The following is a 21,515-nucleotide window of genomic DNA, read 5'->3' as shown; positions in this document are numbered from 1 at the left end:
GAAAGCCTGCTTAGGTGCAGGCTTTGTGTTTCGCCAGCAGTTCTGCGATTTGAACCGCATTGGTGGCGGCCCCCTTACGCAGGTTATCGCTGACGCACCAGAATGAGAGCCCGTTCGGATTCGAAATATCGCGGCGGATCCGTCCGATAAAGACTTCATCGCTTCCATCACAATTCGAGGGGAGCGGGTATTCCAGTTTCTGCAGGTCGTCTACTACGGTGATTCCGGGGAATTCAGAGAAGAGCTTGCGGGCTTCTTCTGGTGAAATCGGGCGTTCGGTTTCGACCGTAATGGTTTCGCTGTGACAGTTGGCAACGGGAATCCGGACACAGGTTGGATTGACCTGGATGGATTCATCACCAAGGATTTTACGGGTTTCGTAGACCATCTTCATTTCTTCGCTGGTGTAGCCGTCTTCCTTTTCGCTGCCGATCTGAGGGATCGCATTGAAGGCGATTGGGTGAGGAAAGACCTGATATTCGTAGTCTTTTTCATCCAGATAGGCGCGTGAACCTTCCAGCAGATCGCTGGTGCCGGCAACCCCTGCTCCACTGGTCGCCTGGTATGTGCTGACGATTACCCGTTTCACAGGAGAAGCATCGTGCAGCGGCTTCAGGGCCATGACCATCTGAGTGGTCGAACAGTTGGGGCTGGCGATAATCCCTTTTGCTTCCAGGGCCGCTTCGGGATTGATTTCCGGAACGACAAGCGCCACTTCCGGCTTCATCCGCCAGTAACCCGATTCATCGATGACGATCGCGCCGGCTTCGACTGCAGAGGGCAGAAATTCGGCGGCAACATCATCCGGGGTAGACGCGATGACCAGCTCGACTCCCTCAAAAGAATCTTTGGTCAGTTCTTCCAGAGTGTATGTTTTTCCCTGAAATTCGAGTGTTTTGCCTGCGGAGCGGGCCGAAGCCAGAAATCGAAATTGTTTCGCCTGGAAGTTCCGGTCTTCCAGCAGTTTCCGCATGATGTGCCCGACGGCACCGGTGGCACCAATGATGGCGACAGTATCAAACACTTTAATCTCCAGAGAATAAAAAGGTTAAAAGTCTTTTTGCTGATTCACTTTAAGTCAATACTCAGCAGGAATCGTACGATAAGAGTAATTTCAGCTTGCGTACGTTATACCATGACTCCCTCAGCTGTGACAGGCAGCAGGTTGCGTGGGTTCATCGACCGTAGATTGGTCGAAGCCCGCAACGGGGAATCTGTTTCGGATGAACCATTATAGAGACTGAAGGGGCATTCGTCCAACGGCTGTCTGAGTACAGATATCTGAGAAACGGTTTCTGAAGAAAGTTAATGCGGAATCGAATTGGATTCTCAGTTCTCTTATTGGGAAAAAGCAGCTTTTTAGGAGCAAAATATAAATTTGGGGAAGCGATGCTACTAGGGGCAAAACAGTGCTGATATACTCCACTGCTGTTAAAACCCTCATTTTGAGCGCATCTTGACAATGGCACCAGAGTCATCGTCTCTCCTTTGTGAGGTGGTTTCGAGGATCTTAGGATGCGACTTTCAGCAGGAAACAGTCGGAGCAGGACTGGATCCCTGATTATTTTTAGACGTTGAATAACAAGCAGGTATTGAGAACGATGAAAGTGTTAGTGGTTGGTCAGGGTGGTCGGGAACATGCTCTGGTCTGGAAACTGGCTCAGTCCGAATCCGTCTCCCAGGTCTTTTGTGCTCCAGGTAATGCAGGCACCTGTCTGGATGGAACGAATGTGGATATCAGTGTTTCGGATATCCCCCGCATGGTCGCCTTTGCGAAGGAAGAAGCCATCGGCCTGGCGATTATCGGCCCCGAAGTTCCACTGGTCGCAGGTCTGGCAGATGCTCTGCGGAAGGAAGGCATTCCGGTCTTTGGTCCCTCCAAAGCGGCTGCGGAGCTGGAAGGCAGTAAATCGTTCGCCAAGCAGATGATGTGGAAGGCGAATGTTCCCACAGCGAAATCAGAAACATTCAATAACTTTGAGGCGGCCGAGGCCTTTGTTGAAGACCGCGAAGAACAGCCGCTGGTGATTAAGGCAGACGGTCTGGCTGCGGGTAAAGGTGTGCTGATCTGTGACACAAAACAGGAAGCACTGGATGCCATCAGGTCGCTGATGAAAATCAAAGAGTTCGGCGATGCAGGGAAAACTATCATCATCGAAGAGAAGCTGATTGGCCAGGAAGTCAGTATTCTGGCGATCGTCAGCGGTTCGACGATTATCCCTCTCGAAACCTCTCAGGATCACAAAGCGGCCTACGATGGAGACAAAGGTCCCAATACCGGTGGCATGGGAGCTTACAGCCCTGCTCCGCTGGTTACCGATTCATTGATGAGCGAGATCATCGAAAAGATTCTGGTGCCGATGGTCAACGTCATGAAAATTGAAGATCGACCCTTTAACGGGATTCTCTACGCCGGTCTGATGATCACCAACCAGGGACCAAAGGTGCTGGAATTCAACGTGCGATTTGGTGATCCCGAAGCACAACCGGTGCTGATGCGGCTCAAGACCGATCTCGGAGAACTCCTGCTCGCAGCCGCGGAAGAGCGTCTGGACGATATCGAGCCACTGGAGTGGGACGAACGTCCAACCGTTTGTGTGGTGATGGCCGCTGAAGGTTATCCCGGCGATTACGAAAAAGGGAAAGTCATTCGCGGACTGGATGAAGCGGCAGCACTGGCGGACACGAAAGTCTTCCATGCAGGGACAACCATGAAAGATGAGCAGGTTGTCACCGATGGCGGGCGTGTGCTGGGAGTCACCGCAATTGGTGATTCGATCAGCGATGCCAAGCTGAAAGCCTACCAGGCCGTAAAGTGCATCCGCTGGGATGGTGCCTGGTGCCGCAAGGATATTTCCGACAAGGCTCGCTGAGTCCTGTTGTTCATCTGAAGGAAAGCGCGACCGACAGTACGAGCCATGCCTGCTGAGATACGAACCTGCTTTTTACCTGTCTTGTCACAACCTGAAGAGTTTTCAGGGAGTGTTGCTGTAATTCTGGATATTCTGCGTGCTTCGTCCACGATGACCTACGCGCTGAATTCCGGAGCCGAGGCGGTCATTCCGTGTCAGGAAATCGACGAAGCCCGTGAACTGGCCGACCAACTCCGGTCTGCAGGCGAGCAGGTTCTGCTCGGAGGCGAACGCAAAGGGATTCAGATTGAAGGCTTCGATCTGGATAACTCCCCTGCCCGCTATCCTGCTGACGTGGTACAGGACAGGAAGATTGTCTTCACCACCAGTAATGGTACACGGGCACTGAAACGAGCCATCCAGGCGCGACGAATCCTGATCGGGGCGTTTCTTAATCTGGACGCATTGCTGAAAATTCTCAAAGCGAGTGACGGGCTGATCTATCTGGTCTGTGCCGGAACGGATGGGGTCGTTACGGGAGAAGACTGTCTCTGTGCCGGTGCGATTGCATCCGAACTGGTCGAGCAGTGCGAGCAGGATCTGGTATTGGACGATTCCACACGGATCGTGATCGACCATTACCGGACACAGATCCAGCAGCCAGATGGCCTGTTACAGGGAGTTCGCGCCAGCCTGGGAGGCCGCAACCTGATTCGGCGTGGCTTTGAAGAGGATATTCAATTATGTTGCCAGCGTGGACTGATTTCACAAGTCCCTGAATTTGATCACCAGACCGGCCTGATTACGTTTTCAGCCGGCTGAACTAATATGATTCTCAAGCCGATTTCTGTTTAATCCGAAGTTGAGTATGTCTGTATAAGACAGCATGGAAAGACCAAATCAATGAAAAAAGAGATGGAAAAGATTGTAGCGTTGTGTAAACGACGCGGGTTTGTTTTTCAGTCTTCTGAGATCTATGGCGGATTGCAGGGGTTCTGGGATTACGGCCCATTAGGAGTCGAACTCAAGCGGAATGTCCGTGAAGCATGGTGGTCCGATATGATCACGACTCACAACGAACTCATTGCGCCCGAAGGTGCCCCCAAACCATTTGGCATGACCGGGGTCGAAACTACAATTATCATGCATCCCAGCGTCTGGAAAAGTTCGGGGCACTTCGATCTGTTCCACGACTTCATGGTGGACTCTAAAGAGTCCAAGGCCCGCTTCCGCGTAGATCATGTCTCGGTTGCAGTCGCTTATGCTTCCGATCAGAAACCGGTCGCCTGTGAAACTTATATGGCAGACATCGGTGAGGAAGGTCTCTCTAAAACCAAACGCAAGCGGCTGGAAAAAGCAATTGCGGAATACGAGAAAGACAATAATCTTTCCAACAGCGAAGAGCCGCAGATTTCAGTCTGTAACCTGATGGAATACGCGAAAATGCTGGCAGACGCTGGCATCCCCGCGACCGGTAAGCTGGAAGCCCGCTGTCCAGATACCGGGGGCGAACTGACTGAGCCTCGTGAGTTCAACCTGATGTTCAAAACAATCATCGGTGCTCTCTCGGGCGAGGAAGGAACCGCCTTTCTCCGTCCGGAAACCGCACAGGGGATGTTCGTGAATTTCAAGAATGTCGTCGACAGTGGTCGCGTGAAAGTGCCGTTCGGGATCGCCCAGATCGGAAAGAGTTTCCGTAACGAAATTACGCCGCGGAACTACACCTTCCGTTCGCGCGAATTCGAACAGATGGAAATGGAGTTCTTCTGTCATCCGGATGAATCTTTCGAATGGTATCAGTACTGGCGCGACCGCAGATACAACTGGTACATTCAGCACGGGATTAATCCTGAGAACCTGATTCTCCGCGACCATACCCAGGAAGAACTGGCGCACTACTCTGTCGGGACGGCGGATGTCGAGTACGCCTTCCCCTTCATGGAAGAAAACGAATATGGAGAACTGGAAGGTATTGCCCACCGTGGTGATTTCGACCTGCGTTCCCACATGGAAGGAAAACTGGTACGAGAAGGCGATCAGCTGGTGGTTGAAAAGAACGAGCATGGTCAGCCTAAGTACAAAGGGAGCGGGAAAGATCTGACCTACTTCGACGATCAGACGCGCGAACGGTTCATTCCCCACGTGATTGAACCGGCTGCAGGGGCCGACCGGGCCACTCTGGCGTTCCTGTGTGAAGCGTATTACGAAGACGAACAACCCGATGATAAGGGGGAGATGCAGTCTCGTACCGTCATGCAGTTCCATCCCAAACTGGCACCTGTGAAAGCAGCCGTATTCCCGCTGATCAAAAAGGCGGGCATGCCGGAAGTTGCTGCCGACATTTACGGGAAGTTGAAAAAGGCCGGGATCCAGGCCGTCTACGATCAACAGGGAGCAATCGGGCGTCGTTATCGGCGTCAGGACGAGATCGGAACACCTTTCTGCTTGACAGTGGATGGGGATACCGAACAGGATAACTGTGTGACCATGCGTGATCGTGATTCGCTGAAACAGGAGCGAATTCCCATCGATGATATCGTGGCGGAAGTTCAACGGCGCATTCACGGTTAAGAGCCAGCCCCGTTTCAACTGCATCCAGACATCAGTATATATGAGGAGCCTGACATGGCAGACAAGAAGATAGACCGCCGCGATTTTGGAAAATATCTGGCCGGTGGAACTGCCGCCTTCCTGACGGGGGCAGCCAATGCGGCTGACAAACAACCCCTCGTCGATGGTGTGACGCGGCCCTCAAATACGCTGATTCTGGATGGAGGCGGTCAATCGGTCTGGAACTCCACGGCGCAACATGTTCGTACCCGCGGTTGGATTTCCCCAGACGGGAAGATCTTTCACGAAGCCGCCCGGAATATCCCCATTCAGGAAGAAGACGATGTGATTGTCTGTGGTGGTGGCCCGGCCGGTTTTGCCGCAGCCCTGGCAGCAGCACGCAGCGGAGCCAAAACCCGTCTGCTGGAAGTGAATGGTTGTGTGGGAGGTGTCTGGACTGCTGGTGCGTTGACACTGATTATCGATGCGCAGAAGAAGCCGGGCATTATGCATGAGATTCTGGAAAAACTCGAAGAACGTGATGCCAGTAATGTCTTGAATAACGGGTCGGTCGCCTACGACACCGAAAAAACCAAGCTGTTACTCGAAGACATGCTGCTGGAAGCGGGAGTCAAGATTCAGCTGCATACCCGCGTGGTCGGGGCTGTGACAGACATCAACAATCGTCTGTCGGTAATTGTCACTGAATCGAAGTCGGGTCGACAGGCCTGGCGGGCGAAGTCATTCATTGACTGTACCGGTGACGGCGACATGGCGGCACAGGCCGGTTGTGGCTATGAGTTCGGGCAGCCCGGTACCGGGCTCACCCAGCCGATGAGTCTGATGGTATTGCTGACCGGCGTAACGACAGACGGGATCGCCCAGTTTGTCCGCGGCGATGCAGAACCCCGCAAACTGGGGAATCCCAAGAAGAACCTGCTGGCAGAATTTCAGCGTGCCGGCGTGGATCCCTCTTATGGTGGACCGACAATCTTCCGGGTGCGGGACGGCCTGTTTGCGATGATGGCCAACCATGAATATGGAACACTTTCGATCGATGCTGCTCACGTTACCGACGCAACCCTGCAGGCACGTCGAGAAGTACACAAGCTGGTCAACAGTCTCAAGAAACTGGGGGATCCCTGGACGAACCTTGAGATTATCGCGACCGCAGAACAGATCGGAACGCGTGAAGGACGTCGTATTCTGGGGCGTTATTACGTTTCGAGTGAAGATCTGAAAAATGGTGCCCGCTTTGATGACGCAATCTGTCATGTCCGATTTGGGATCGACGTGCATTCCACCAACCCGGGTAAAACCAAGGCGATTGAAAAGAAACCATTCAAATCAAAACCCTATGACATTCCGTTACGGGCTCTGATCGCCCGGGATGTCAACGGCCTGATGATGGCTGGACGCTGCATCAGCGGTGACTTTATCGCGCACAGCAGTTACCGGGTCACAGGGAATGCGGTCGCGATGGGGGAAGCAGCCGGAGTCGCATCAGCAATGGCGGCGACTTCAGACAAAATGCCTCACGAAGTCCCCTTCTCTGCCGTTTCCAAACAGCTGGCACAGATTCGCGGGGAAGATCAGCAGCAGGTAAAAAGCTAAACGCTAAGCAAGCTTTGGTAGAGTACCTGAGTCTGTCAGATAAGAAAAGCGGCTGAAGGGAATCGAACCCTCGTCACCAGCTTGGGAAGCTGGGGTAATACCATTATACGACAGCCGCGAATTCAAGATTATGACAGACTAAACGGGAGTGAGGTTCGGGTCAAGCATCCGGATGATCGAGGCTCCGGTATTCCTGAATTTCCCGGCCACGGGTTCCGGAAACAGGGCTTTTGAAGGCGGCCTGCGTTCAGTTTCTGTTACAACGGAGAGTCCAGCAGATTCTCCAGTCCCCGGGTTGGGTTCTGGTAATCAATTTCCACGGCACTGTGCATCCCCTGCAGGATAATCTTCCGCAAGCGGGGGTCGATCTGCATCTGCAAAATCGTGTCCTTGAGGATGTTATCCTTGAAGCCGATGGTCTTGCCTGTCCGGGCATCGAGAATTTCGAACAGGAACGAATAACTCCGGGTCCGGGATTCCGTACGGATTTTGCTCATGAAAATCAGGAAAGGCAACTCATACTGAGATGTGTCGATCCACGAGCGTTTAGGCAGATTGCGGTTCCAGAGGATATTGCCGGACTGCTTATCAATGCTCAGCAGGTCATTATCGATGTGCACGACATTCAGGAATGAGTCACTGATGAAGAAATCATTCTGCGGTGTGCGACGACGCGGCGTGGTGTAAGAGAAATTAAAGTAATAGCATCCGTGGTCGGAAAAGCCGATGAACTTGTTGAGGTTTTTGAGATATTCATCAGGGATGTCAGTCTCGATCATGGTCTCGCCCGTTTCCACATTCAGAACTCGCAGCCGGTTCGGAGGCAGCAGAATTGCCAGCTCGGTATCGGAAATCTGAGTAGAGAAACCGGAGTTGTCCACCGGCTCATCGAGGAGTAGTCGATCAGTCAACGGATCCCAGAGACGGACTCGCTTTTCGGTCGTGGATGTGGTTTCATAAAACAGCTTGCGACCAAATACGTGTCGAATGCGGCTGTTGAGCTCAAGTTCTCCCTGGCGAATCCGTTCTCCAGTGATGGCGCTGTAAACATCGTAATTCGTACGATTGATGCTGAAAGCGACGATCGCTTCCTGATCACCAACAAGCCCTTTGCTGGAATCACTAAGGAAACCGGATTTGGAAGGAATGTTCTTCCGCTCCCAGAGTACTTTTCCATTCGCAGGATTCAGACCGAACAGACGGTTGCCCCACTGAAAGACACAGACACGAGGTCCGGAAGGGCCGACATAAAACAGCGATTGAGAATTGTTCAAATCGTCGAATTCGGTAGTCCAGAGGGGCTCTGAAACATCACCCTCCAGCTGTAGCAGTGAAACACCATGAATTTTATGACTGCTTCCCAGGGGAATAAAATGACCCACACGCGTATTTCGCGAATGATAGGGATAGGAAATCCGGTCAGAGACTTTCACCTGACCGATTGATTGACCGGCGTGCCGATTAACCACGGTGAGTAGGGAGCCCTGTTTCAGTAACAACTGCGAGATCTCTGGTGGCGGCAGAAACTTTCGTTCATAGTTTCTGTAGGTAGCCGCGATTTGCGGCGCAGGAGCAGCGACGTCGCTTTGACGAATATTTACCCGGGTTACGTTATCTCTCGAAGGTTGCATGGCTTGATAGATCGACCAGGCAGCAGACCCTCGGTCATAACGCGCGACATATTCTGCTCCGGTCTGTCCATTCTCCAACGGGATGTTTGCATACTTCTCATTGAGCTCTTTCAGGAGTCCCGCCGCCTCATGCGGTAGGCCAACTGCTTCCCAAAGCTCAAGCAACTGCCGGGCGGCTTCCGCGGCAACATGGGGATTCGCATCGGCGTGGTTCTGCATCAGTAGAAATTCCGCCTGTTGAATCTGTCCGGACTGCATCATTTTTTGGGCCAGTGTACTCCGTACTGCTACTGCCTGTGACCAGCTGCCATAGGTGTCGAGAAAAGCCTGTAGTTCTGAGATGTTCGCTCCCTGTAAGGCCGTCTGTTGATCTTCGACAATAATGGAGTTCAGAGTTGCCTGGTCATTCTGATCTGCTTTGTCTGCGATCCGCTGCATCAGCCCGGCGATCAGGCTTTGTACGGTGACCAGATGATGTGTGTCTCCTGCCATGGCCAGCGGCTGATTGACCTCAATTTTTTTGAAGTCCTCAGCGACCTGCATCAGCCCATGGTAGTCCTCCTGCTCCAGCAGGTACTTCGATTTACGAGACAGGAAGCGTCCCCGTTCCAGAGGTGTCTGGGCCAGCGACTCCAGCTTACCCAGGAGTTCCGCTTCACTCTGACCACCACGATTGAGTTCCGCATAGAGCAGTTCCCGCAGCAGGGCTGTGGAACGATTCTGGATGTCTGGGACTGCCTGGTTGGATAGAAGAGACTCCAGGCGACGCTGGGCACCGGTCAGGTTACCCAGGGCAAGTTCGAGTTCGGCTTTGAGCAGTTGGTCGATCTGTTTCTGTTGAGGAGATAGCGACTGCTGATTGTCAGGCAGGCTGGCCAGCATCGCTTCGGCCTGGGGAAACGCATCAATCTGCCAGAGACCCAGCGAAATAATCCGCCCACGATGGGCGATAATATTTCCGGGAGCCCAGTCATACTGTTTCTGCTCTGAAGGAGATGGCTCCCCATTTCGCTTGACGACCTCATAAGCATAGGCTGCGCCCTCTTGCAGGTCCTGTTTAAACTCGTGGTTCAAGATACTTGAAATCTGATTCGTATTGCTGAGGGAGAAGCCTGCTTCCTTTCCGGTCGGAACATGGATTTTGAGCACATGCCCTGCTCTGGTCGGCAGCAGGTAGTTCTCCTGAGAAAGAAAACCGATGCCGGAAACTGGTCCTACCTGCAGATGCCAGAGCTCTCGACCATCCTCGATATGCCGACCGCGGCAGTAGTCAGCCCCGAGCACCAGCACAGTCTCATCGACTACGGCAGCGATCAGTTCGCCATCCTCGCGATTGACTTCTTCCCACAGGGGGAGTCCTGTTTGCAGGTCAATACAGTGAATGTAGGGGGAGCCACTGGGAAGGTAGAAGACACGGTTGCCGGAGATCACCGGGGCACTCGTGAGTCCGGGATGTCCGAAACTGACCGGGCGATAATAGCGTTTCTGAGCGATCCGACGGGAGTTATCCCCTTCACCGTAATAATAGCTCCAGAGCAGGTCGCCGTTTGTAGCATCCAACGCGACTACGGTATCGATCTGTGTTGTACAGACAATGATCCCCTCGCTAGAGGCCAGCGGTGCCTGTTGCCATGATCGCTCGCGATCTGAATAAATCGGCTGATCGACGTAAGCCAGCCCCTGTTTCCAGAAAATCGAGCCGTCATGTGGATTGATACAGAGCACAGAGAGCTGGCTGTTATGCTCGGCGATCGCATACAGATAGTTTCCAACCGGTAGCGGTGCACCGAGGAAATAATAGCCGGAAATACTCCACAGTGGTTTCACCGGAAAGGTGGTTTCTGGTTGAGGATCTTCTGAAGGGGCCCGGATTGCAGTTAACCCGTCGGCTGCAGTCGGCATTCGTTTGACGGGGAGTGCTACCAGCCGATTGCCCTTTTGTGAGACCAGGGGAAAATGTGTCGTATTGCGACGCAGTCCCAGGTTTCTCTCGACTGGAGGGAGCTGGTCGGGAATGTAGTCCACGGCAAAAACTGCCTGACCGTTGCTGGAAAGCGTGCCGTAAATCGAGTTACAGGCGTAGAATTTCTCCAGCGACAGATTTTGTGAATACGCGGCATGACCGGGCGTGCGTTCGTCGACCTGATCGATCAACTGGTTGAGGCTGCCGGCACTCTGAAACAACCAGGCAGTCTCACCGGAATCGATATCGACGGCTCTGACCCCTTTAAAATCACGATAGATAATCAGATTATCGACCGCAATCGGAACATTCGCGACAGCTGTCGACTGGTTCTCTCGTTGCTGCTTTCGCTCCCAATTAATCAGGTACTCGAGTGCACGATATTTTTCAGTTCGCGCAATCGGCTGGCTCCAGTCGGCCTTAAAGTAAGGAACGCTCGATTCAACAGACTGGTTTCGTTGCGAGTTCCCCTGGGAGATCAACCAGCCACGATCGGCAGGTCTACTTGGGCTGTTTTGCAGGTTCAGAGCGAGTCGTTCCATCGCCTGCGGTAAGCGGTATGTCACGCCGCCCAGAGTAACCTCAGCTTTACTTTTACGCGACAGAATCTGCGTGACCTTTTTCGGTTGGTCTGATTGCTGGTAAGCAACTGCTGCTTTGAGAAAGTGAACTGGTTTCATGCGGGACTGATGGATGCGGCTCTCCAGAAGCAGATCCCAGTAGCGTGAAGCAAACTCGAAATTCCCCTGTTCCAGATGCCGGGTCCCCAGATAATCGATGGCTTCAAATCCGGCCCGGAGGGGATAAAAGCGTAAGGCGATCTGTTCAAAGAGGCGCAGGTCGTCTGACTCTCGTGCCTGCTCCAGCATCCCATTGGCCTGAGGGCCTGAGATACGTTCGTAATCGGCGAGGTCCCGGGGATTGGCAGTGGAAAGGAGTTCCCGAGTCCGTTTACGAAAATTGAACGGGTGTTTCGCATCATCGGGCCAGAAAAAATAGTCTTCCTGATGGTCGAGCAGCTTTTCCAGCTGCAGGGCTCCCTCGGTGAATTCCCGTTCGTTGAATTTCTGTTCTGCACGTTCGAATTGCGTTCGCAGGCTTCGATTTCGGTAGATCCGATGAATCAAGGCTTCCCGATCTTCGGAGATCGCGTCGGGGTCAGGTTCGCTTTGTTCAGGAACGGCCTGTTCAGGAGGATCCAGAAACGCCAGCAGGAGCTGGCGGGCTGGTTCATCTTGTGAGAGAAGATATGTACAAGGCCCGATCAACAGGAGGGCGACTGCTGAAAGCAGTCTGGCAGTGACACTCTTCAGGGGAGAACGCCCTGAGAATGGAGGATTGATTCGTTTCATCCTGCAAATTCTCCTCGGGGGCAAAAACAGATGCCAGTGTCAAAGCGCGTCTGTGATTACAGATGACACCATTATAGCACAATCCTTTGAGTTACAGACAGACTACTTTCGAGGGTGTCGCCTCAGATTGCGGAAGAAAATGAACACAAATCACTGCGAGGGAAATAACTTAGGTTAGTTTATTGTTGAATTGACATTCATTTATGGAATGATTGAGAATAGAATAAATTGAACTGAGAGTTACTATGACATCTGGAAAATGCTGAGATCATTCCATGATCACACCAATGTCGGGAGAGAGAAGTCTAAATGCCGGAATCCAGTCGCTTGAGAAACAGACCATGTTTAATTCAGTTACTCTTCTGGGGGATTCTCCTCAGTTTCATTTTGGGGTTCACTGCAGAAGTCGATGCAGAAACGAAGACTACCCCTGCTAAGTCTCCTTCACAGTCTCCCGTGGATTTTACACAGGAGATCCAACCACTGCTGGCAAAGCATTGTTACTCCTGCCATGGTCCCGATGTACAGGAAGGGGGGCTCCGACTGGATCAGAGTGATGAAGCGTTCAAAAAACTGGAATCGGAAGCAACGGCAATTGTTTCCCGCCATCCCGAACAGAGTGAACTCATTGCCCGGATTTCCCCCCGGGATGATGGATTGCAGATGCCCCCGGAAGGGGAGCAGCTCAAGCAGGCCCAGGTGGAATTGCTGAAGAACTGGATCTCCCAGGGCGCAGAATGGAAAAAACACTGGGCCTTTGAACCTCCCCGGAAGCAGGCACCACCCTCCACCCAGAACCAGGAATGGGTTCAAAATCCAATTGATGCGTTCATCCTGAAAAAACTGGAGCAGAAGGGACTCTTCCCTGCACCACCCGCAGATCGGGTCGCACTGATTCGTCGGGCATATTTTGATCTGACCGGTCTGCCTCCCACTCCCGAGGAAGTCGATCAATTTGTTAACAATCCCGCTCCTGATGCCTACGAAAAAATAATTGACCGCCTGCTGGATTCGCCTCATTACGGAGAACGCTGGGCGCGTCACTGGCTGGACCTGGTCCGCTATGCTGATACCAACAGTTATGAACGGGATGGTAACAAACCCAATGCCTGGCGTTTTCGGGATTATGTCATCCGCTCCCTGAACGAAGACAAACCCTACGCCCAGTTCATTAAAGAACAACTGGCAGGGGACGAACTGGATCAGGTGACCAATGATTCCATTATCGCCACCGGCTATTATCGACTGGGGCTCTGGGATGATGAACCGGCTGACCCGCTCTTGAGTTACTACAATGAGCTGGATGATATCGTCACCACAACCAGTCAGGTGTTCCTCGGGCTGACACTGAACTGTGCCCGCTGTCACGAACATAAAATCGATCCGATTCCCCATGAAGACTATTACCGCTTTATGGCGTTTTTCCATGGTCTGAACTCATACGGAATCCGCTCCGATCAACTCTCTTTTAATCAAACCGATATCACGGGTACGAAGCTGGTAACCCGCTACGCAGAGCTCGACGAAAAACAGGGTGAGCTGAAGCAGAAAATGCGTGCGATTGAAGAGACTGGTATTAAAAAGATGTCGGGCGTCGATCAGCGGCGCTCTGAGACTAGGGAACGCAAAAAGCTTCTGGAAGAAAAACTGGCTCAATTTCTGGAGCCTGCACAAATGCAGGAGTATCAGAAGATGCAGTCCGAAATGCAGGAACTGAATGCGGAGCGGAAAAAACTGCCTCCCCGCAAGATGGCGCTCAGCGTCAGACGCAGCCTCAAAGAACCCCGGGAAACCTTCGTTCTACTGCGGGGAAATCCGCATGTGAAAGGGGAACCAGTCCAGCCCGGTTTTCCTGAGATCTTCGGCGGTGAGCAGGCGATAATTCCCCAACCCTCGGCGGAGCAGAAAACCTCCGGCCGCAGACGCGTACTGGCAGAGTGGATCGCCGATCAGGATAACCTGCTGACTTCGCGGGTCATTGTGAACCGGATCTGGCAGCATCACTTTGGTCGGGGAATCGTTCAGTCACCCAATAACTTCGGACAGCTGGGGGTCCCGCCGACACATCCAGAGCTGCTGGACTGGCTCGCCCTGAAATTTAACGATGAGGGACAGCGGTTCAAAGCCTTGCACAAGCTGATCATGCTGTCAAATACCTATCAGATGTCCTCTCAATTCTCCGAAGAAGCGGCTACCATCGACCCGGCCAATGATCTGTTCTGGCGGTTCAATATGCGAAGATTGAGTGCGGAGGAAGTCCGCGACAGTATCCTGGCGGTCAATGGACGCTTGAATTCAAAAATGTATGGTCCGGGCTTTTATCCACAGATTTCTAAAGAGGTCATGCAGGGACAGTCAAAACCGGGACAGGGTTGGGGAGATTCTTCGGAAGAAGAACGGGCGCGGCGAAGTGTCTATATTTTCGTCAAACGTTCACTGCTGACTCCCCTGCTCTTCAATTTTGACTTTGCCGACACGGACAGCAGCTGTGCGGTGCGATTTGTGACGACCCAGCCGGCACAGGCTCTGGGGATGATTAACGGCGCCTTCGTCAACAGTCAGGCAGAACACCTGACCGAACGACTGCTCAAGGATGCGGGACCGGAATACCCGGCATTCGTAGCACGGGCAATTCGCCTCGCCTATGGTCGTCAACCCCAGCCTGGTGAGGTGGACCGGGGAGTTCAACTTATTAAGAGCCTGATTGACAAACATCAGTTATCTGAGAGACAGGCCCGGGACTATTTCTGCCTGACGATTTTAAACCGCAATGAGTTTGTTTATCTCGATTAAGATTATGATATTACGATATTGACATAACGGGTTTGAGAGAGCCTGAGAGCGTATAAAGGATCAGGATATGAGCTTAGAACAGCAACCCCAACAACCTGCCGGACATGCCCAGTTTTGCCGACGAACACGGCGGGAATTCCTGTGGGAAGCGGGAGGCGGATTTGGTTCCGTCGCTTTAACCGGGATGTTGTCCGCGGATGGTTTTCTGAATTCACAGGCGGTTGCCGCTGACGGTGTAAGTCAGTTCCGGAACCCGCTGGCACCCAAAGATCCCCACTTCAAACCCAAGGCCAAGAGCGTGATCTTCCTGTTCATGTACGGTGGCCCGAGTCATGTCGATACGTTCGATCATAAGCCTAAGTTGTATGGTCTGGATGGTAAGACGATTCCCGTCAAAACCAAGGGACGCGGCGGCGAAAAGAACGAAGGACGCGTTGTTGGTCCCAAATGGAAGTTCAAACAGTACGGCCAATCGGGGCAATGGGTTTCGGATCTGTTCCCGCATCTGGCGACCTGTGTCGACGATATTGCATTTCTCAAGTCGATGACCGCGGATTCACCAATCCATGGCTCAGCCATGTTGATGATGAATTCAGGACGCATCTTGAGCGGGTTCCCCAGCCTCGGCTCCTGGCTGAACTATGGTCTGGGAAGCGAGAATGAAAACCTGCCCGGCTACGTGGTGATGCTCGATCCGACAGGTGGACCGATCAGCGGCGCCAAGAACTGGTCCAGCGGTTTTATGCCGGCCACTTATCAGGGGACGACAATGCGCTCCAAGGGAGCACCACTTGTAGACCTGCGACGACCCGCGGGCATGAGTAGAGCCGTCCAGCGAGAACTGCTGGATGCGCTGAAAACGGCCAATGAAAAACATGAAGCAACCCGGGCGGGGAATTCGGAACTGGCGGCCCGGATCGCCAGCTATGAACTGGCTTTCAAGATGCAGCAACACGCACCAGAAGCAGCAGATCTGGCTTCAGAGCCCCAACAGACTCAGGATATGTACGGGCTGAACAATCCCCGGACTGCTGATTTTGGCAGACGCTGCCTCTTGGCCCGGCGTCTGGTCGAACGCGGAGTTCGATTTATTCAGCTCTACTCAGGCGGAAATCATAATGATGCCAACTGGGATGCACATGGGGATCTGGTCAAGAATCACAGCTATCATGCCGGGAATACCGATCAGCCGATCGCAGCGCTGATCAAGGATCTCAAAGCACGGGGCCTGTTCGATGAGACCATGATTGTCTGGGGAGGCGAATTCGGACGTCAGCCCACTGCAGAATACGCGAAAGGGACCGGCCGCGATCATAACTCCTTCGGATTCACCATGTGGACTGCGGGCGGTGGAATCAAAGGTGGAACTTCCGTGGGGGCAACCGATGAACTCGGCGCTGCCGCCGTGGAGAAACCGTTCCATGTCAAACGACTGCACGCGACGATCCTGCATCAGATGGGCCTCGACCCGAATCGTCTGTCTTACTTTTACGGCGGACTGGATCAGAAACTGGTTGGCGTTGAACATACCGAACCGATTTCGGAAATCATCTAGTCTGCAGACTGACTGGCGGTGATCTGTCGCTGCAGGCGTGCGACGATATCGGGATGATCTTTAGCGAGATTGTGAGTCTCTCCGATATCCGTATCGAGATTATACAACTCTAGAGGTTTACCGGGGCCAGTCTGGACGGCCTTCCATTTACCAGCCCGCAGAGCCACTTTGCCCCGATATTTCCAGAACATCGTCGCATGCGCCTCTTGCGACTGGCCCAGCAGTTCAGGCAGGTAGGAAATGCCATCGATGTTTTTCGGCGGCTGGATTCCCGCCAGTTCACAGGCCGTAGGCAGGAAGTCCCAGAAAGCACTGATGTGATCGGATGTGGTGCCCGGTTTGATTTTCCCCGGCCACTTGACAATCAGCGGCACCCGGATGCCTCCCTCATACAGATCGCGTTTGTATCCTTTCAGCGGTCCATTGGAGTTGAAGAATTCCACCTGATGCATGCCTTCCTGGTGGGGACCATTGTCCGAAGTGAAAAAGATGATGGTTTTGTTTTCCAGCTTGAGTTCATTCAGAAGTTTGACCATCCGGCCCAGGTCCCGGTCGAGGCGGGTCACCATCGCGGCGAAGCCTTTTTCAGGTTGAGGCCACTCACGATCCTGGTAGTCGCCGTATTCAGGGACTTCCATGCCATCACCGGTAGCGCGGCCCCCTTCATTGTTCGCGTGTGGAATTGTGTAATGCGCCTGCAGGAAGAAAGGCTTATCTGCATTCGCCCGGATAAAGTTGAATGCTTCGCGGGTCAGCAGATCATGCGAATAGGTTTCGCGCGAGATCGAGACCCGTTTGTGAGGGCCCACCTTGTTTCCCGGCAATGAAACTTCCTGTTCATTGCTCCAGAGGAACTCGGGATAAAAGTTGTGCGCGTTGCCCTGGTCCAGGTAGCCGAACCAGAAATCAAAGCCCTGCTTGCTGGGAACACCGGTTGACTCTGGAATACCGAGGGCCCATTTTCCTACACCACCTGTCGCGTAACCCTGCTGTTTGAGCAGTGAGGTGACGGTCGTTGTGTTTTCCTGGAAATAATACTGTTCATTCTGGCTGATCGGAGTGTGTCCCGAATGCTGACCGGTAAGCAGGACCAGCCGCGAGGGACGACAGACGGTATGCCCCGCATAGTGATTGGTGAACCGCATCCCCTGCTGGGCAAGCTGGTCGATATTGGGTGTCTTGATAATTTTCTGACCGTAGCAGCCCAGGTCACCGTAGCCCATGTCATCTGCCATCACATAAATGATGTTGGGGCGATTCTCTGCTCGTAGACCAGTAGTCGTTAAGAGCAGACAGAAGATCAATACACACAGAACACGGCAGGGCTTGTCAGATATCATTATGATGGAACCTTAGAGTCAGGGGGATTCAATGATGTAATAGTTCGATTATGCCTGTTGTTTCGCAGGGAAATCAACGATGACTTTGATAGCCCCCTCCCTTCGATCGCGGAACAGTTCGAATGCCTGCTGAATTTCAGCGAGAGGGAAGCGATGTGTGATAATCGGACCGACATCTATTCGGTCCTCAGAGAGCCATTGCATCGCCAGCGGAAAGTCACGGTTGAAATCCGGATTGATGCTGGAATGAACGGTAATATTTTTAAATACCAGATCCCGTATTCGAAAATTGTCGATCGTCTCAGGGGGAACACCGAAGACCAGGATCTGACCAGCCTGGCGACAGAGTTCAACGCAGAGATTGATTTGCTGATCGGCGTGACCAACCGCTTCAATCACGATGTCGGGCAGTTCTCCCTTTAAAATTTCCCGGATAGCGGTAACCGGATCGTGGTTCCTGTTACAAATCGTGGCGGTGGCGCCCATGCGGGGACTGACCTCCAGCCGGGATTCGAGTAGATCAATGCCGATGATCTGGCGCGCTCCCATGTTGTTCAAGGCGGCATTCATAAGTTGTCCCATCGGTCCCTGTCCCACTACAGCGACGGTCTTGTCCAGCAGATTGGGAAGTTTTTTGAGAGCGAAGAGGGCCGTCCCCAGGGGCTGGGCCATCAATGCATGTTCCTCGGGAATATTGGTCACGATGGGAATGGTGCGGGATTCATCCAGCAGAAATCGCTCCTGCAGGCCCTGTTGCATCACGGGAACAGCCAATACACGGTCCCCTGCTTTCCAGCGGTTTCCATTGGTCGCGGTGACCGTGCCAATCATCTCATGTAGCGAGTGACCGATCTCAATTTCCCATTCGTCGGTGCCATTGAAATAAGGGAGGTCGGAGCCACACAGACAGGTGGTCTCGGGCTGAAAGATAATCTGACCCGCACAGTCTGCAGGTGGAGAAGCCGGTAATTCGGGTTCGGGAACGTCAATGAGTTCAAGTTGACCGGGCGCTACGAGATGACTTGCTAACAAAGGACTGGTCCTGAAATATGTGACAGCTTCCTGTTCCAGAATCAAAGTTGCATCTGGCAGGAACAAAGCGGAAAGGATATATTCATATAAAATATACGATGTCGATTCAAATGCAAAGTCTTGACCTCTGGTGGACTGCTTGGCCCCTGGAGAAACTGAAGGAATTCTGCGATGAGTAATCAGATCGATGTGGCCGTGTTGACCAATGAGACCGGGGCACACCTGGGTGCGTATTTCTCAGCTTTGAAAACAATCGAAGCTGTGAAGTTGGTTTATCTGGCGGACCCGAGTGGAAAACAGGTTAATCTGGCGCGAAAGGAACTAGGGACCAAGTTGAGCCAGGTCTATCCTCAGGCAGAAGCACTTTTTCAGAATCATAAACCGGAGCTGGCTCTGGTCACGATGGAGGCCCGACAGGCGCCTGCTGCGATTGATCTGTCACTGGAACAGGGATCACATGTGCTTTCAGAGAAGCCCGCGTGTCTGAATGTGTCTCAGTTCGAGCCACTGGTTCAGAAGGCGGAAAGTAAGCATCTGAACTTATCGCTGGCCCTGGCCAATCGGACGAACCCGGAGATCCAGTATGCACGCACACTGATCCAGGAGGGGACGCTGGGAAAGATCTACGGTGTTGAACTGCAACTGTTGGCCGATCAGACCCGCTTAACCAGACCCGCCTATCATGGAAGCTGGTACGCACACAAGGATCAGGCCGGCGGGGGCTTTCTGTCCTGGCTGGCCATTCACTGGCTGGACCTGTCGATGTATCTGACAGGTGCGTCGATCAACGAGGTGAGCGGGTTTACGGCGAATGCCGGTGGTCAACCGCTTGATGTTGAAGACTCGGCAGCATTCGCCTTGCGTTATGATGTGGGATTTCTAGGGACTTTGACCGCGGGCTTCTATCTGAAGCAGGGATATCAGTCCATGATTAAAATCTGGGGAAGCAAGGGCTGGCTGGAGATGCTCCCCTTTGCTGATCGTCCCCTGGATTGGAGTGTCAATCACAACGGGAAGCATTATCGTTTTGAAAAACCACTGGAGCCGCGCGGGTATACTCCCGCAGTTCGTAAGGCTGTCCTGGCGGCGGCAGGTGAATCAGAACCACTGCTCACCAGCCGCGAGAGTTTGAGAATTATTCAGACGATCTACGCCTGTTACGAGGCAGCCAGTACCGGTAAGAGGCAAGCCGTGCCCGGTTTGTAAGTCAGCCTCGTTCTGAATCAGAGCAGGTATTCGTCATCATCTTTGAGGTCTTTTTCGGTGATGATGCGATGCCCCTGTTCTGTCAGTGTTCTGATTCCCAGATCGATATCATCAACGCACAGAGCGATCGCCCCTCTACCATGTCTGCGATAGAGCAGCGGATAAGTGTAGTCGATGTTGACCTCTGCCTGGAGCAATGAGAGACAGATTCTCATGTAAGGCTGCGTGTCATCCGGCAATTCGACACCGATGAGATCTTTTTCGAAGAAGGTATAACCGGAGAGCTCAAAGATTTCCCTGGCGTGCTCGTAGTTATCGAGAACGATACGACTCATCGCGACGTCTACCGAATCGACGGTGCTCAAAGCAATGATTCTCAGGTCAAACTTTTCCAGAAGCTTTAGCAACTGATGGAGATACCCGACTCGGTTTTCCATAAACACACAGAATTGACGCAGGCAGGGCCACTCTTTGCCTGGTTCCCCCGAAGGGTAAGAGGATTGATTTTCATAATCCATCTGATTTTCTCCACGTATTGCAAAGCCAGTTCGAATGCCGGCACAGAAACAGCGTCCGAACCAGAGTTTGTGTACAGACAGGAACCAGGTCGTGTTACGTTCTCATCAAGTTCTTATCTTCAGGCAATTTAAGCAAATTATGCGATGTCGTCAATAAGAGGTGCCCGCTTCAGTGCTTGGAAAGCAGATCGACCAGCACAGACGTGAAAAAGGAGCCGATTTGCGTCTTGTGCATCTGGGGCTGAGATCATACAACTGGGGCGTTTAACTGCATTCTGACCAGAAATCCGGAGTCAAAACGTGATTCGTACCTTTCTGTTTGATATGGGAAATGTTCTCGCTTTCTTTTCACATGATCGAATGTGTGAACAGATGGGGGCGCTTTGTGGGCGTACCCGCGAGGAGATTCAGGCTCTGCTGATCGATTCGGGAAAACAGTGGGAGTTTGAACGGGGGCAGTTATCGGCAGAGGAATTTCATCAGTGGTTTGAAGAGGCCACAGGCCAATCTGTCTCCTATCCGGATCTGGTCCGGGCTGCATCTGATATTTTTGAGCTGAATGCGTCCCTCGTTCCCGTTCTGGATACTTTGAAAGACCGCGGGCATCGGCTGGTACTTCTGTCGAATACCTGTATTTCTCATTTCGAATTCATCTGGAACGAATATGAGGTCCTGCAACGCTTTGATGATTTCGCGACATCTTACAAGGCGGGCGCCATCAAGCCGGAACGGCCGATTTTTGATTTAGCACTCTCAAAGATCCAGTGTGCTCCGGAAGAAGCCTTTTACACGGATGACATCGCAGATTATGTCAATGTCGCTCGTGGGTTGGGGATACAGGCGGAAGTATTTACAGATACACCGACTCTGATTCAGCATCTCGCGGCCCGGGATATCCAAGTCTAACAAGTCTAAAATGTACCCGGGAATCAGGGGCTTCTTGCGTTTCTGATCTCATACAGCTGCTTTACAGATTGTTCATCAATTTAACGTGAACAGACAGCTTGACTACGCGCGATCCAGTTCTCTTCTCTGCTTTGGAACATTGTTTGCGTAACATATTCAGTTTCTGCGGAACTATACTCCCAGGTTCCGGTCATTGAACGATC

Annotated in this window: 13 protein-coding genes and 1 tRNA gene; 8 read left to right on the top strand and 6 right to left on the bottom strand. The window is 52.6% G+C overall.

Translation table 11 applies throughout. The features are described from left to right. Nucleotides 1-10 precede the first annotated feature (10 nt). Nucleotides 11-1,024, bottom strand: coding sequence for an aspartate-semialdehyde dehydrogenase (locus F1728_RS03115; RefSeq protein ID WP_155362854.1), 1,014 nt, complete (start codon nucleotides 1,022-1,024; stop codon nucleotides 11-13). 568 nt (nucleotides 1,025-1,592) lie between these two features. Here F1728_RS03115 and purD point away from each other — a divergent pair. The 4 genes from purD (at nucleotide 1,593) to F1728_RS03095 (ending at nucleotide 7,016) form a co-directional block, all read left to right on the top strand. After that, nucleotides 1,593-2,873 (top strand): phosphoribosylamine--glycine ligase, encoded by a 1,281-nt coding sequence (purD, locus tag F1728_RS03110; protein ID WP_390643347.1) that lies wholly within the window; start codon nucleotides 1,593-1,595, stop codon nucleotides 2,871-2,873. Between the two features lie 45 nt (nucleotides 2,874-2,918). Continuing rightward, complete coding sequence (locus tag F1728_RS03105; protein WP_155362852.1) at nucleotides 2,919-3,674, top strand: 2-phosphosulfolactate phosphatase; 756 nt, start codon at nucleotides 2,919-2,921, stop codon at nucleotides 3,672-3,674. Between the two features lie 93 nt (nucleotides 3,675-3,767). Next, on the top strand, nucleotides 3,768-5,423 hold the full coding sequence (locus F1728_RS03100) for a glycine--tRNA ligase (RefSeq protein ID WP_145039846.1): 1,656 nt from the start codon (nucleotides 3,768-3,770) through the stop codon (nucleotides 5,421-5,423). Between the two features lie 54 nt (nucleotides 5,424-5,477). Continuing rightward, the gene (locus F1728_RS03095; RefSeq protein WP_194242661.1) at nucleotides 5,478-7,016 is read left to right on the top strand and encodes an FAD-dependent oxidoreductase; all 1,539 of its coding nucleotides are present in this window, start codon (nucleotides 5,478-5,480) and stop codon (nucleotides 7,014-7,016) included. Nucleotides 7,017-7,063: 47 nt separating this feature from the next. On the opposite strand, the gene F1728_RS03090 is transcribed toward F1728_RS03095, so the two are convergent. Continuing rightward, nucleotides 7,064-7,134: transfer RNA gene (locus F1728_RS03090), tRNA-Gly, on the bottom strand. 139 nt (nucleotides 7,135-7,273) lie between these two features. Continuing rightward, complete coding sequence (locus tag F1728_RS03085; RefSeq protein ID WP_155362851.1) at nucleotides 7,274-11,962, bottom strand: outer membrane protein assembly factor BamB family protein; 4,689 nt, start codon at nucleotides 11,960-11,962, stop codon at nucleotides 7,274-7,276. A 387-nt stretch (nucleotides 11,963-12,349) separates the two neighbouring features. On the opposite strand from F1728_RS03085, the gene F1728_RS03080 reads away from it, so the two are divergent. Further along, the gene (locus F1728_RS03080) at nucleotides 12,350-14,755 is read left to right on the top strand and encodes a PSD1 and planctomycete cytochrome C domain-containing protein (RefSeq protein ID WP_228030487.1); all 2,406 of its coding nucleotides are present in this window, start codon (nucleotides 12,350-12,352) and stop codon (nucleotides 14,753-14,755) included. 67 nt (nucleotides 14,756-14,822) lie between these two features. Then, nucleotides 14,823-16,310, top strand: a complete 1,488-nt coding sequence (locus F1728_RS03075) for a DUF1501 domain-containing protein (RefSeq protein ID WP_155362849.1) — start codon at nucleotides 14,823-14,825, stop codon at nucleotides 16,308-16,310. Here the strand turns inward: F1728_RS03075 and F1728_RS03070 are convergent. After that, nucleotides 16,307-17,650 (bottom strand): arylsulfatase, encoded by a 1,344-nt coding sequence (locus F1728_RS03070; protein ID WP_155362848.1) that lies wholly within the window; start codon nucleotides 17,648-17,650, stop codon nucleotides 16,307-16,309. The two genes, F1728_RS03075 and F1728_RS03070, sit on opposite strands and share 4 nt — an antisense overlap. A 48-nt stretch (nucleotides 17,651-17,698) precedes the next feature. After that, a complete protein-coding gene (locus tag F1728_RS03065) occupies nucleotides 17,699-18,682 on the bottom strand; it encodes a zinc-dependent alcohol dehydrogenase (RefSeq protein WP_228030486.1) in 984 nt (327 codons plus the stop codon). Nucleotides 18,683-18,853: 171 nt separating this feature from the next. Here F1728_RS03065 and F1728_RS03060 point away from each other — a divergent pair, with 171 nt between their 5' ends. Then, entirely contained in the window at nucleotides 18,854-19,888 is a 1,035-nt protein-coding gene (locus tag F1728_RS03060) for a Gfo/Idh/MocA family protein (RefSeq protein WP_155362846.1), read from the top strand. Between the two features lie 17 nt (nucleotides 19,889-19,905). Here F1728_RS03060 and F1728_RS03055 read toward each other — a convergent pair whose 3' ends face one another. Next, nucleotides 19,906-20,406 (bottom strand): acetolactate synthase, encoded by a 501-nt coding sequence (locus F1728_RS03055; RefSeq protein WP_155362845.1) that lies wholly within the window; start codon nucleotides 20,404-20,406, stop codon nucleotides 19,906-19,908. 300 nt (nucleotides 20,407-20,706) lie between these two features. Here F1728_RS03055 and F1728_RS03050 point away from each other — a divergent pair, with 300 nt between their 5' ends. Continuing rightward, nucleotides 20,707-21,312 carry an HAD family hydrolase gene (locus tag F1728_RS03050; protein ID WP_228030485.1) on the top strand — a complete coding sequence of 202 codons (606 nt, stop codon included), beginning with the start codon at nucleotides 20,707-20,709 and terminating at the stop codon, nucleotides 21,310-21,312. The last annotated feature ends 203 nt before the right edge of the window (nucleotides 21,313-21,515 follow it).

It is taken from the genome of Gimesia benthica, assembly GCF_009720525.1.
GTDB lineage: Bacteria > Planctomycetota > Planctomycetia > Planctomycetales > Planctomycetaceae > Gimesia > Gimesia benthica.
This window is presented reverse-complemented; position numbering and strand designations above follow the sequence as displayed.